We start from the raw sequence: 13,923 nt of genomic DNA on the forward strand, positions 1-13,923 counted from the left end.
ACTTTAAAATTGATGGGCATAACTCAAAATTCAACTGTGGATAAACCTTTAAATCAGCTATAAAGACTACAATAATCTAAAATAATAAATTATCGACTGGCTATGTCCACCACAAGAGTAAACTTCTTGGGACAATCAAATGTTTATAAGTGAAAGCCCTGAATCTTCTATAAACAAGACATTTCTAAGCGTTGCTAATCGCGTCTTTAGGGAGTGGGGTTTTCTTGTTGACGCTCCAAGCCTCAGGCTTGGCACTGAACATAGTTTTGGTTTGGCTCCATACTTTCTTGAAAAAATCAGAGTTTCGATACCTAGCTAAATCTTCCTCAGAGGCCCATTGACTATAAGTGAAAAAGATGTTAGGGTTTGTTGTGTCTTGTAACAATTCTAGCGAATTACATCCTTTAAAATCTTGTATAAAACTACTGGTTTGACTAAAAATTTTTTCAAATTTTGAAATGTCTTCTACGTTGAAAGTCAATTTTACTATTCGTGTCAGCATTTAAATAAAGTTAATGGTTACCGTATCTCGATAGTCGAGTCCTAATAATGTAGAGGCTCCTCCTACAGTTTTTAAATTACTTTTATAAATGGCAAGTTCTATATAATCCGAAGAATTGAACAATGCCAACAAATCGCCAGCACCTTTTCTTTTACTTCTGTCCAAGTTATAATTAACTATTTCGTGGTAATTGTCTTGAACCGTCGTAATCAAACTTGTTCTTGCATGTAGTTCAAATGAACGCCCCTTTCTATAAGCATCAAAAAGGCTTCTTTGAATATTGGTCACCACATTTCCATAGTTATCTATGTATATTACGCTGCCAATTATTTTCTTGCCGTCATCTGTGATTCTTGGAGAGAATTCCCTTAGGTCTTTTAGGCCGTCAAAAGCTTTACCCACAACCTCTAGGGTACCTCCTCTAACAATATGGCAAGCGACTTTGACAAAAACATCCATTACTGGAAAAGAGCCATCAATAGAATTGGGTAGGTTTATTTCAAAAACTTTTTCGGGTTTTATTTCGGATATGATAAGTCCTATGACTCCATTGTTCGCGGTAATAAAATAATGGCCATCAACTAAAACAACAATGTGTTCATTTTCAGGAGTAGCTTCAGAATCTACCCCAACGATGTGTATTGTACCTTGGGGAAAGCTTTTGTACGAATTTTTTAAAACATAGGCACATTCCTGAATATTGAAGGGACTTATGTTATGCGAAATATCAACAATTCTGGCGTCGCTGAGCTCTTTGTATATAGCACCTTTTAAAGTGCCTACAAAATGATCTTTAAGCCCAAAATCTGTAGTTAGTGTAATAATTGCCATGCAGCAATGTTGATATGTTTTTGATTGGGCAAACTGAATTTTACTTAAGTTTGTATGACAAAATTACAACAAAAAAAAGCCACGTGAAATTATTATTTTCCGGCCTTAATCTTAACACATATATTCTTTGAACGAACTTATTTTAGAGCTGACCGAAATAAATCCTAGGGAGTTTTTTGGACAAGGGAACCAACACATTGATATCATCAAAAAATACTTCCCGAAGTTAAAGATAGTTGCTCGCGGCAACAAAATTAAAGTATACGGAGATGAAGAACTGTTGGAAGAGTTTGACAAACGTTTTGATATGCTTGCCCAGCACTTTATCAAGTACAATAAACTTGACGAAAACAGTATTGAAAGGGTATTGACCAGTAATGGAAAAGAGGACTATGCTTCACCCGAAAACAGCGGTGAGGTGTTAGTACATGGTGTAAGCGGAAGACTCATTAAAGCCCAGACGGTCAACCAACGAAGATTAGTAGACGCTTCTCTTAAAAACGATATGGTTTTCGCCATTGGCCCGGCAGGAACGGGTAAAACATATACAGGTGTTGCTTTGGCTGTTAAGGCGTTGAAAGACAGGCAGGTAAAAAGAATAATACTTACAAGACCTGCCGTGGAGGCTGGTGAGAATCTAGGTTTTTTACCCGGGGACCTTCAAGAGAAATTAGATCCCTACATGCAACCATTATATGATGCATTGCGTGATATGATTCCTACCGAGAAATTGGCACATTATATTGAAAATGGAACTATTCAGATAGCACCAATGGCGTTCATGAGAGGGCGTACATTAGACAATGCCTTTGTTATTTTGGATGAAGCACAGAATACCACTCATGCACAAATGAAGATGTTCTTAACACGCATGGGAAAAAATGCAAAGTTTTTGGTCACTGGAGATCCTGGTCAAATAGATTTGCCTAGAAGAGTTATATCTGGTCTAAAAGAAGCGTTACTGATATTGGGCAATGTTGAGGGTATTAAAATAATTTATTTGGATGATAAGGATGTTATCCGTCATAAATTGGTTAAGAAGGTCATTGACGCCTATAAGAATATAGAACATCAGAATTAAAAATAAAATGAGCCATACGATTACAGATACCAACTTCAATTTTCCAGGACAGAAAAGTGTATATAAAGGTAAAGTAAGAGAGGTCTACAGCCTTGAGAACAATGTTTTAGCAATGATTGCGACTGATAGGCTTTCGGCCTTTGATGTAGTTATGCCAAAAGGTATTCCGTACAAAGGTCAGATACTGAATCAGATTGCCACAAAAATGATGGACGATACAAAAGATATTGTTCCAAACTGGTTAATGGCCACTCCAGATCCAAATGTAGCCGTGGGCCATGCTTGCAATCCGTTTAAAGTAGAAATGGTTATTCGCGGTTATATGTCTGGTCATGCCGCCCGTGAGTATAAAGCAGGTAGAAGATTATTATGCGGTGTGCCAATGCCAGAAGGAATGAAAGAAAATGATAAATTCCCTGAACCCATTATTACTCCTGCCACCAAGGCAGAAATGGGAGATCATGATGAGGATATTTCAAGAGAGGATATTTTGAAGAGGGGAATCGTTTCTGAAGCTGATTACGTGGTTTTGGAAAAGTACACCAGAGCATTGTTTGCCAGAGGTAGTGAAATTGCTGCTTCACGTGGCCTGATTTTGGTTGATACTAAATATGAATTTGGAAAAACCATGGATGGAAAAATTGTATTGATTGATGAGATTCATACTCCAGATTCCTCACGTTATTTTTATGCTGATGGATATCAAGAACGGCAAGATAGGGGAGAAGCACAAAAGCAACTTTCAAAAGAGTTTGTTCGTCAATGGCTGATCAGTAATGGTTTTCAAGGATTGGAAGGACAAACCCTACCAGAAATGACCGACGAGTACATTGAAACTGTTTCGGATAGGTATATTGAACTTTATGAAAATATTACTGGAGAAACATTCATAAAAGCCGACATTTCAAATATTCAAGAGCGTATAGAGCAGAATGTACTTGATTATTTGAAAAAGGATTAAAGACCAGCCGCTTCTTATTTCTTACATCGGTCCCTCATTGAACTTTAGAACGTTTTGGTAAAAGCATTTGACCCGCCTACCACAGGAAGTGTCAATGTTGTTCCATTTAAGTCAACAGTTAATTCAGTGCCGGGTTCTGGCCAAAGTGTAAATTCTTTATCACTCGAAAAAACCATTAATCCAATTTGTTGTCCTGCCGGGATAATTTGGTCATCGGGCATTAAATCAAAAGATACCTCGTAAAACTTACCTGGTTTTAAAGGTAAACTCTTACTGATAGATTTACGATTTTGTGGATCAGCCCAACCCCTTGTAATGATATTATCCGTTATTTTACTGTTTCTTCCTTCGTTCCAAGGCAATGAAACTAACCAAACCGAAAGATTGACTGCAGGTTTATTACTAGCGAGTTTAACGGTGATTCTTGGTATTCCTGAGATATGAATGTCATTTTTCAACTTAGGTGTTACATAGAGTAAACGATGATTTGTGTTTTCGGCTTTCGCCAAAGTTGAGCCATCAAAAGAGTAATTGTCAACTAATGTTTCTGTTCCTGGCATATCTTTCTTGCTTAAACCTAATCCACCTTTTTCAGGAGCACCTGGCGATAAGTACAAGGTAACATCCGAAGCATCGGGATTTGGATAATCCTTGTAAGCCGTTGGTTTGTCACGGTCATCATGTTCACGAACAATCCAAGAACGTGCATCATTTTCAACATTATTCTCAATACCATGTAAATAGCGAGTAAACCAACGATTCATCATTTTCATTGGTGGTGGTCCGCCGTGCCCGTTTTGATGATAAAAAGTTTGGGTAGACAATCCCATTTCCTTTGCTTTTTTATAAATTCTATAACTATGTTCGGGCATTACATTCCAGTCATTAAAGCCATGTGACATTAATAGAGCTGCCTTCATAGGTTTCATATCATTTAGATAATCACGACCAGCCCAGAAATCATTATAATCTCCGGTGATTCTGTCCATACCGTTTTTCATTTCTATATCTCTTACACGGGCATTGTTACCAGCACGTTTTGATTCATCACCACTGTGTATGTAATCATAAAGCACATCAATATCCTCACCTAAATAACCTCCTGGGGACCGTACCAATCCGTTTGATCGGTAGTAATGGTAGTACGAAGTATTTGGAGCGATTGGAATAATAGCTTCAAGTCCTTCAACTCCAGTCGTCGCCGCCGCTAAAGGAATTGTTCCATTATAGGATGTCCCAGTCATTCCGACTTTCCCGGTGGACCAAAAAGCTTCTACCTCTTCATTGCCATCTGGGGTTGTAAAACCTTTTGCCCGCCCGCAAAGCCAATCCACAACAGCCTTTGGTGCCAATGACTCGTTATCACCGCCTACAGTAGGAGAACCTTGTGAAAGTCCAGTCCCGGGAGATGATGAATGCACAACAATGTACCCTCTTGGAACCCATTTATTTATATGTGAATTTGAAATAATAGGTCTCTCCCCAAGTCTTGTAACTTCGGGATGAACACGTTCTGGACCCATTTCACCAAGTTCATGTTTTACATCCCAGAAAACACCATCGACATCAGGGGCAACGCCAGCAAAATAAGGGCTTGATACATAAATCACAGGAAGTTGGAGTCCCTCAGATTCTGTTTGCAGAGGTCTTGTAACAGCCACGTGCATGCGGTCTAACGACCCATCTACGTCTGAATCAAATTCGGTTTCCACCCAAAGGTCATGTCTGATCCATGATGATGCGTCCTCAAATGCAGGCACTATTTGGGCCTCTCCATCTTTAAAAAACGGAGCGACGTTTTCTTGGGATTGGGCCTGAATAAAATTGAAACCTGTGAATACAATGACTATAAGAACAATAGAAGTAATGCCATTTCTCATATACATTCGTTTAAATGGTTGTGGATTAGGATTGGTCTAATATAATGAACTTTACGATAGATGTCCGCATTTTCATTTTAAAGATTCTCGATACTCTATATCAGGTTTTCCAGCCAATTTTGATGTCTGTAATTGGCTAGCCCAAAGTAATGAAGGGTTCTTGAATCTTCTTGAGACTCTTCGTTTAAAAAAAAATTAATTGTCGCATCATATTTTTATGTTAAATTGAAAATGGTTTGTATCGAATTCAATAATTATAAAAATGACATATTCTTTTAAAGCGGAAATCCCTTTGGTAATTACAATGTTGTTCACTGTTTTATTGCTTTCCTGTGGCAGGAAAGAAAAAACTTTTCAAACAAAGAAATCGGTTTGGGAAGAAACAATAACAAGGCATATTGATACCAGTGTCCGTGTTTATGGACACTATGCAGCGGTTAAATTACCCATTACTAAAGGAGTGGAATTGTGGAATCCAACACAAGTTACTTTAGGGCCAAATGGAATAATCTATGCAGCGAATTACACTGGTGAGATTTTTTCATTGCATGATACCGATGGTGACGGTCTCGAGGATTACGCCAAACTTTATTGCGATGTAAAAAATGACAGTATAAGATATCCCACAAGTATGATATTCAAGGGTAAGAAGCTCTTCGTTGGGACAACTCAAGAAATTCGGGTTTATGAAGATACTGATGATGATGAGGTTGCTGATCTGAGCCATACATTTTTCAACGACTTTCCATATACTTTGCATCCTTTCGATTGGACTTTCGGCCTTGAGATTGGTCCAGAAGGATATGTTTATGCGATTCTCTGCACCGATTCATGGAATGATAATCCTGCACGGGACTCGGAAGGGCTCAGGGGGGCTATTTTAAAGATTGCCCCTGATGGACAATCTTACGAAAGGTATGCGACTGGCTTACGATTTGCCTACGGAATGAGATTCAATGAAGAGGGGGATTTGTTTTTTTCCGACAATAGGGGGAATGAGAATAAATATGAAGAATTGAATCTGGCCATAAAGGATAGATTCTACGGTAACAACTTGCCGAAATACCCGAATCATGCCCCCATTACTGATGCTCTATTGAACTTAAAGTATGGATTTGCGCCTTCTGGAATAACCTTCAACAAAAAGAGTAATGACTTTGGTGGCACTGCGGGAGATTTGTTCATTGCTTTTTTTGGCCCTGACGGACAGTGGGAAGATGGGTCAATTTCAAGAGTAAGGCTGAACAAAGGCGAGAATGGTGATTATGAGGCAAAAGAATATCCGGTAGCTGATAAGATGGCAAAACTTTCTGATGTTGAGTTTGGAGATCATGGAGACCTATATGTTTCGCAATTCGGGACCGAAGCCCCTTGGCATAAGCCTTACGAGGAACCAATGGGTGCTATCTACAGGATGATCGTTGCGCCTTGGGTGAAACCGGATGATCAGAGTAAGAATACGTCGGTTGTTTATGGGAACATACATGAGGGCGAGGACATATTTGAGGACAGGGCTTGTGCTACCTGTCATTCAGTAGATGGTAATGAAGCACTTTTAGGGCCGGATTTATCTGATATTGGTAATCTTTTGCCAAGAGATCAATTATTGGAATCGATTGTTAATCCAAACAAGAATATAAAAACGGGATTTGATCAATATATTATCACTAAAAAAGATGGAAGCATTCTAAGTGGTAGAATGATTACGGCAAGTGATAAAGGCATATCAGTAATGATTGCTGGGAATAAGGTCATTGACTTGAAAAGGAGTGAAATAGAATCAAATAAGTTGGTTACGGGATCTTTGATGCCAGCTGATTTGCTTTCAGGAATGACCGAAATGGAAATTAGAGATCTTTTAGGGTATTTACAATCATTGAAAATTGAAAATTGATATGAGGAAACATCTCATCTTTTTTATGGTTTTGAATGGATTTATTGCCCTTTTAAATGGCTGTAAGGACAGTTTCGAAAAACGCAAGATCACAAACGATGTACCTGTATATTCTTGGCAAGAATCTGATACCACCCTTAAATTGTTACACGACTCCCAAGTCGTCTGGAAATTCAATTATGCTAATGGAAAGCCATATTTTTCTCCCTTGAACACGGCCGAAGGCCGTGATTTGATATGGTTGAGGCCTGTTGATCACCCTTGGCACTATGGTTTGTGGTTTTCTTGGAAGTTCATTAATGAAAAGAATTTTTGGGAAGAGGATGAATATACTGGAAAGGCAGAAGGAATAGCTACAATGCACCAATATTCAAGAACTCTTACCGATGATTTTTATGCCAATATGGAAATGCAGATCAATTATGCTTTGGAGGATAGTACACTTGTTCTGATTGAAAAAAGGGCTATTAGCGTATCACCCCCGGACAAAAGAGGCAATTATTTTATTGATTGGACACTACATCTAACTCCCCAAAAGGACAGTGTTGTTTTGAACAGAACTCCTCCAGGAAAGCATGGAGGCCCTTTCTATGGGGGATATGCTGGACTGTCCTATAGGGCTTCGGCGAACATGACCCAACACACTTATAGGCATTCTTCAGGTTGGACTGGTGAAGAAGATCTTGTAGGCTACGGTGAAAAGGGGGAATGGATGGATTTATCGGGATTTCTTTTCGATTCTAAGAAAGAATCTGGATTAACGATATTGAATCACCCATCAAACGGAGATGGCAAGGTACCATGGTATATTTATAAGGATGGCGATTTTGCCTTTTTCAATGCGGCCCTCTTGTTCAACAATCCAATAATGTTCTATAAGGATGAAACACTGAAGTTAAGGTATAGGGTGTTGGTACACACTGATGCCCTGACAAGGTTAGAAATACAGGAACATTATATTGATTTTGGTGATATAGGAAAGTGATTCTTGACATATATCACACATGACGACGGTTTGGCTATACCGCGTTTCAATGCAGTTTAGGTTTTATTAGAGCTTGTTTTTTATTTTTTCGCACTATTTGGGGTAGTTTTAAAAACATAGGCAAAAAGCATTGCATAAATCACATAAACCACTGTGAGTGAAATAATAATTTCCGAGTGAGCCTTGATATGAGAAACAACTTTAATTAATGCAATTGCCCCAACTCCAAAATGCATTAGATTTCCAATGGCAACAGGTCTATTATAAATACCTCCAATTAGGGTTCCTTTTGCCATCCAATTTAATATTCCAAAACCCAAGTAAAATGCACTCAATATTTTCAAAAAGAGCGTTGTAATAATATTGGGCTCAACATTTAGATAGTCCGCTATTTCATTTGGTAAAAAAGAAAGAAGTAATCCAATAATTGCCAAGAATATGGCGCTTGAAGTCATTAATATTTTTGTTTTCATTTATTTGATTTAATGATAATGACTTCTTAGTCGTTTGGAATTATACATTGTTACAAATCATTGCCAACGGTTTGGCTAAACTGTGTTTCAATGCAGTTTAGGTTTTGTAGGAGCTTGTTTTTTATTCTTTTCTTTAATTCTCAATATTAACCATTTTATAGAGTATATCAATATGGCTAGCCATGCTATTGAAGTTAAAATACTCTTTAATATGGTGAATGAACTTGATATTAGTACAATCGATTCGGATATGTCTATTGATTTTGATATCATTAAAATCACGCATATGTTTTCTAGGTAATCAAAAGTCATCGCTAAAAATGGAATAATTAGCAATACCATACCTAATGGGGTGTTCCTATTAACAATGCGAGATAAAAGGCTGCTAAGAAATAGAGCCAATAGAAATGGATACAATAAATCTAAAAATGTCAATTGAGGAAATAAGTAAAATTGAGTAGTTTGTTCATTCAAATTATTTACAATCGATTCTGCTACAGTTACTGAATATCCAAAAGTCTGTAAATCAAAAGCTTTCGTTCCTATTTGATGGTTAATAACAGGAAAAGTAAATAGCATCATTGATACTAAAACAAGATGGCTGAAGATGAAAAGGATACAAATACTTTTTAACGAAGAAGTCTTATGAAGCAGTGATGTGAAAATTGACATAATTGGTGTTTTGATTAGAGGTCAAAGGTTGTTAATTTAAAATCTGATTCCATTAACAAATGATAATGATTAAGATTGTGTTCTCAATCTGCTCAAAGAAATTGTTGTTATGCCTATGTATGATGCTATGTCAGCATGGGGTATTTGGTTTTCTATATTAGGGAAATTTTTTCTTAAAAGGAGTAATCGATCCATACCTTTGAGTGATGCTAACGCTATTTCTTTTTGGACCTTAGCCATTAGCTCATTTCTTAATACTGAATTACCAAAATCTCGAATTTCTAGATCCTCTATCATTAATTTTTCAAATTCAGTAGCATCTATCGTTGCAATTTCAACATCTGTTAATGCTTGAATATTAATTATTGACTCACCCCCTTTATTTCTAATTGTACTAGGTGATATTATTGAATCTGACCTGAATAAAGAAATAGTTACATCTTCACCTTCAGGAGTTGTTAGGAAACTTTTGCAGATTCCATCAGTTATGAAATACTCCAGGTTGTTCTTTTGTCCAACTGAAGTGATTAATTCTCCTTTTTTGTAATTCTCGTATTTGGCTATGTTAACAATCTTCTCTGAAGACTTATTAGAGATGTTACATACAGAACTAATGATTGGGCTAATTTTATTTTGCATTATTTTAATAAACTCTAACGTGTTCGTGTATGATTAGTTGCGATTAGGACTAAGATAGCAAAAGGGATTGAGGTTTTAAGATTTCGACAGAAATCTGTGAGTAATCATTAAACATGCCCAAGCAATTAATTAATAACGTTGTTGTGGCACGTTATTTCTATTCATTATAAAATTAAGACCCATTGTCCAAGAAAGTATCAGAATGAAAGCACTTTTTTGAATCAAAGGACCGTATTTAATTAGATCTTCATTGTAGTAAAAAAAGTTATTTAACGCAATTACCAGAATACAACATATTCCCATTACCTTCAAGAAAGTCAATTGCCTATTGTGAAGTGCTCGGATCATTCCGATTATTACCACTGTGCCAGATACACTCAAAACGGTGGTCATAATATCATGAAATTCAGAAAATATGAAAGGGGCAGATAAAATTGCCAAAGCACCAGAGATTTTAATCGTCATTTTCCAAATTCTATGTTTTTCAAAGTAGTTTGCAAATTGAAAGAAAAAAATAATCATACTGCTACAAAGAATGATTATTCCTGTAATTGCCACTGGTTGTGCTTTATTTTTAATTCCGTTCAAACCATCGTCTCGCATTAAGTTACACCAGTAATTGTTAGACCAATCAAATCCTAACGAGTTATGGTCTGCCTGTGAACCTCCAGGATATAATTTAGATGCATAAATGTAAATACCTATAAAAAGTAATATGCCAATAGTGGGAAGAAATTTTAATATTCCTTTTGGGTTTATCATAATTCTCTCTTCTTACAAATGTGCTACGTCTCGACTATGAATAGTTGCGTGTTTTAGCACTAAACTATGCAAGTACAAACCAAGTTGGAAATTCCTATGAAATTTCCAAAGTAGCGATAACAAGCAATTACTTATAGCCATTGTTGTGTGTAGTTTTTATTTATAAAATTTACGTTCATCCACTTTAATTGTGGTTAGTTCAACCGTATGTCCGTCTATGTCTTTAGTATATATTGAATCAAAGTAATGATGGTCTTGAATATTAAATTCCATATTCAATTCTATATATCTTTTTATAGCTTTTTCAAAATTTTCTTTTGTCACATTAAATGCAAAATGGTCAATTTTTACATTTTTTGAAGTTGGTTTAAGTTTAGTGTCAGTTGTATTCGCCGGAAACAATGCGATTCCTGATTTTCCAGAAAGTAAAAAGATTGGAAAGTCTCCCCATTCAGGTAATTTATATCGTTTCAGTCCCAACACTTTTTCATACCACAATGCAGAAGCTTCTATATCAGCAACTCGAATTGCTACGTGGTCTAAAAAATCAATTTCTATTTTATGCTCTTTATCTGTCATTTGTCAAATTACATACAACGTGTTTGTGTATGGTTTCGTTGCGTGTTTCAGAAACTAAATTAGCAATTACAAACCAAACAGAAAGTCGGCAAGGATTTTCGTAAGTAGGTAAGTACTGGCAATGAATTATTCAGGTTGTTGTGTGCAGTTTTACTCATTGTAAGTGATCTGTTCAATTTGGCATTTTAACTTTCATATTTATTCATCCAGGTTATACCATAACCAGTTAAAACGCCCAGTAAGATTCCTCCTGCTAAAACAACTAGAGTCGCTAGCGGCATCGGAGCTGATAATGCTAGGGCACAAATACCCCAAGCAACAGAATTTATAAGTATCCAGCGAGATGCTTTTTTAAAATAGGGTTTGAGTAATTGCATTTGAAGTAATCCAATTACTGCACCTACGATTAATCCGAACAAAAATCGACCAAGTATCTCGTAATCTCCCTGGAAGTAAGGGGTAGCATGTCCGTTTTCATTCATTATTACACCAACTAATACGGGAATACCTAAACAAAGAGTGCATATTAAACCCCACATACTACTTATTTTAAACATTCTTTTCAAAATAAACCACTGTGCATAACCAATACTTGCACCTACACAAATGCCCACAATTAAATTTGTTTCTTTGTCATAGAATATATTTACAACCAAATATGATAAAATGAATGCGCTGATAAATCCAACCAGCCAACCAATTCCGTTAGCCAAGATCCAATTTTGCAAGAATTTTTTTCCTAGTTTTTTGTTTTCACTTGTCATTGTATTCGAAGTTTGAATTGAAAATACAATTTAGACAGAATTAGACTATATAGTGATTAACTTAAGTTAAGAAATTCTTTTCGAAAACCTTTTCCTTATGCGACTTAAAGATTCTGGCTTTACGCCTACATATGAGGCAATTAGATATTGAGGTATTCTTTGTGATAAATCGGAATATTGCTTAATAAAACTTTGATAGCGGTCTTCATGGTTTTGCATGTATATTGCAAGTAATTGATTTACCATAATATCAAAGCGATGTTCAATTATTCGACGACCAATCAGGTTCCCCTTTTTTGTAGAATTGAATATTTTCTGAACATTATCATAATTTATAATAAGTATTTCACAATCTTCTATAGTTTGTATATTTTGAACAGATTTAGATTTGTTATTAAAACTCTGATAATCAGCAATAAATTCGCCTTCTTTAGTAAACTCAAATGTTGATTCATCTTCATCTTTATAAACAAAATACCTAACTAGACCTTTATTAAGAAAACCTACATGTTTATTGATTTTACCAGCCTCTAGGAAGAACTCACCTTTGGTGAGTTGGATAGGTATAAAACTACTTTTAATGAGTTCAATTTCTCTTGCCTCTAAAATAGTAATTTGATTAATTAGCTCAAGTAATTTTGAATACTTCATCATTAATTATTAAAGAGGTAGGTTTTAATTCTGTACAACGGTTTGTGTATGGTTTCGTTGCGTGGTTCAGTAACTAATTTAGTAAATACAAGCCGAATAGAAAATCCGCGAGGATTTTCGTAAGTAGGCGAAAATCAAGCTATGAATTATACACGTTGTTGGCTATAGTTTTCATTCTAATGTTTTATTAGCCATGCAATCCTATCGTAAGAAATAAAATAATGAAGAGCGACTATTATTCCAAAGATCCAACTTAATTTTATAAAGCAAGCGTCTTGAAGTGCCCAAATGGCAATTGTAAAAATGCCCAATTCAATTGTAAGACGAACAATTCCAGAAACAATAACTGGTGCTGTTCTAGAACGACTTGGGTCATCAGGAACTGCAAAGACACCCCAAATGGCAGCAAATATAATTGGTATACTAATAGCTAGAACAAATCGCAATAAACCATGACTTTGGTGCCAACCCCATATTCCTATGGCAGTCAAAGCACATAATTCAAGAATAAATCTAAATATTAGATTGATTGGATGTGATCCCATAGATTTATTTTTAACAAAAATCAGTCACAGTTTTTAATTTTATTTTGACTTTCTGAAATTTGATCTATAAGTTGAGATTTAAGCTGTTCAATAATGTTTAAGGCTTTCAATAATTTTTTATGCTCAGCACTAACAAAATATTCTAATGTTTTTTGCTGCTGATTGGTGTAAATTCCTTGACGATAATAAATTTCATTAAGAGCCTCTAAACAATCATAGTTTAATTCATTAATTACATCACTCATTTTTGAGGTTTCCCAACTTATCTTTTGAAGGTCATTAAAATTAAGCTCAAGCTTATATGAAACATTATATTTAAACAAATTAACGTCTATGTCTATTGAATCTTTAATTTCAATAAAATCAGGATAATTGATTTTTAATTCATTGATGTTATGAATTGATGTTGTTAATTCATTTGAAATTTCTTCATCAATTTCTCTCACTTCTAGGAGAAAATTAATTAATCTTTGATTATCACTAGGATCATTAAGAGTTAATTTGTTGTTTGTTATTTCATTATTTAAATTCTTTATGACTACTTGTTTACTAGATTCTATTTTTAAGTTATCGTTTAAATTATTAAGATAAAAAGCTAATAAAACACCAAGTGTTGTTGCGAAAAGTGTAATAAACCAAGAACTTTTATAAAGTTTATTTAATCTGTATTTAATATTAAATTTCATATGGATTAAATTATTGCC

The 13,923-nt window shown here is 35.5% G+C and carries 15 protein-coding genes; 4 read left to right on the top strand and 11 right to left on the bottom strand.

The window, feature by feature from the left end:
- Positions 1–184 precede the first annotated feature (184 nt).
- Complete coding sequence (locus tag FB2170_RS11260; protein ID WP_013306682.1) at positions 185–502, bottom strand: putative quinol monooxygenase; 318 nt, start codon at positions 500–502, stop codon at positions 185–187.
- Positions 503–1,333, bottom strand: a complete 831-nt coding sequence (locus FB2170_RS11265) for an S-adenosyl-l-methionine hydroxide adenosyltransferase family protein (protein ID WP_013306683.1) — start codon at positions 1,331–1,333, stop codon at positions 503–505.
- 127 nt (positions 1,334–1,460) lie between these two features.
- On the opposite strand from FB2170_RS11265, the gene FB2170_RS11270 reads away from it, so the two are divergent.
- Both FB2170_RS11270 and FB2170_RS11275 read left to right on the top strand, forming a co-directional pair.
- On the top strand, positions 1,461–2,414 hold the full coding sequence (locus tag FB2170_RS11270; RefSeq protein ID WP_013306684.1) for a PhoH family protein: 954 nt from the start codon (positions 1,461–1,463) through the stop codon (positions 2,412–2,414).
- Positions 2,415–2,421: 7 nt separating this feature from the next.
- On the top strand, positions 2,422–3,375 hold the full coding sequence (locus FB2170_RS11275) for a phosphoribosylaminoimidazolesuccinocarboxamide synthase (protein ID WP_041632817.1): 954 nt from the start codon (positions 2,422–2,424) through the stop codon (positions 3,373–3,375).
- Positions 3,376–3,419: 44 nt separating this feature from the next.
- Here the strand turns inward: FB2170_RS11275 and FB2170_RS11280 are convergent, their stop codons facing one another.
- Entirely contained in the window at positions 3,420–5,255 is a 1,836-nt protein-coding gene (locus FB2170_RS11280) for a Xaa-Pro dipeptidyl-peptidase (protein ID WP_013306685.1), read from the bottom strand.
- A gap of 262 nt (positions 5,256–5,517) precedes the next feature.
- On the opposite strand from FB2170_RS11280, the gene FB2170_RS11285 reads away from it, so the two are divergent.
- Both FB2170_RS11285 and FB2170_RS11290 read left to right on the top strand, forming a co-directional pair.
- Positions 5,518–7,149 (top strand): c-type cytochrome, encoded by a 1,632-nt coding sequence (locus FB2170_RS11285; protein ID WP_013306686.1) that lies wholly within the window; start codon positions 5,518–5,520, stop codon positions 7,147–7,149.
- Position 7,150: 1 nt separating this feature from the next.
- Positions 7,151–8,134, top strand: coding sequence for a PmoA family protein (locus FB2170_RS11290; protein WP_041632818.1), 984 nt, complete (start codon positions 7,151–7,153; stop codon positions 8,132–8,134).
- A gap of 80 nt (positions 8,135–8,214) precedes the next feature.
- On the opposite strand, the gene FB2170_RS11295 is transcribed toward FB2170_RS11290, so the two are convergent.
- The 8 genes from FB2170_RS11295 to FB2170_RS11335 all read right to left on the bottom strand — a co-directional run bounded on the left by FB2170_RS11295 (position 8,215) and on the right by FB2170_RS11335 (position 13,905).
- Positions 8,215–8,607 carry a membrane protein gene (locus FB2170_RS11295; protein ID WP_013306688.1) on the bottom strand — a complete coding sequence of 131 codons (393 nt, stop codon included), beginning with the start codon at positions 8,605–8,607 and terminating at the stop codon, positions 8,215–8,217.
- Positions 8,608–9,348: 741 nt separating this feature from the next.
- On the bottom strand, positions 9,349–9,918 hold the full coding sequence (locus FB2170_RS11305) for a Crp/Fnr family transcriptional regulator (protein WP_013306690.1): 570 nt from the start codon (positions 9,916–9,918) through the stop codon (positions 9,349–9,351).
- Positions 9,919–10,047: 129 nt separating this feature from the next.
- Positions 10,048–10,680 (bottom strand): hypothetical protein, encoded by a 633-nt coding sequence (locus FB2170_RS11310; RefSeq protein WP_013306691.1) that lies wholly within the window; start codon positions 10,678–10,680, stop codon positions 10,048–10,050.
- A gap of 156 nt (positions 10,681–10,836) precedes the next feature.
- Positions 10,837–11,259 carry a VOC family protein gene (locus FB2170_RS11315; protein ID WP_013306692.1) on the bottom strand — a complete coding sequence of 141 codons (423 nt, stop codon included), beginning with the start codon at positions 11,257–11,259 and terminating at the stop codon, positions 10,837–10,839.
- A gap of 185 nt (positions 11,260–11,444) precedes the next feature.
- Positions 11,445–12,023 carry a hypothetical protein gene (locus FB2170_RS11320; RefSeq protein ID WP_013306693.1) on the bottom strand — a complete coding sequence of 193 codons (579 nt, stop codon included), beginning with the start codon at positions 12,021–12,023 and terminating at the stop codon, positions 11,445–11,447.
- Between the two features lie 66 nt (positions 12,024–12,089).
- Positions 12,090–12,674, bottom strand: coding sequence for a Crp/Fnr family transcriptional regulator (locus FB2170_RS11325; RefSeq protein WP_148232098.1), 585 nt, complete (start codon positions 12,672–12,674; stop codon positions 12,090–12,092).
- 176 nt (positions 12,675–12,850) lie between these two features.
- On the bottom strand, positions 12,851–13,219 hold the full coding sequence (locus FB2170_RS11330; RefSeq protein ID WP_013306695.1) for a YrdB family protein: 369 nt from the start codon (positions 13,217–13,219) through the stop codon (positions 12,851–12,853).
- Positions 13,220–13,239: 20 nt separating this feature from the next.
- Complete coding sequence (locus FB2170_RS11335) at positions 13,240–13,905, bottom strand: hypothetical protein (protein WP_013306696.1); 666 nt, start codon at positions 13,903–13,905, stop codon at positions 13,240–13,242.
- Positions 13,906–13,923: the final 18 nt, after the last annotated feature.

The organism is Maribacter sp. HTCC2170 (genome assembly GCF_000153165.2).
Classification (GTDB): Bacteria; Bacteroidota; Bacteroidia; order Flavobacteriales; family Flavobacteriaceae; genus Maribacter_A.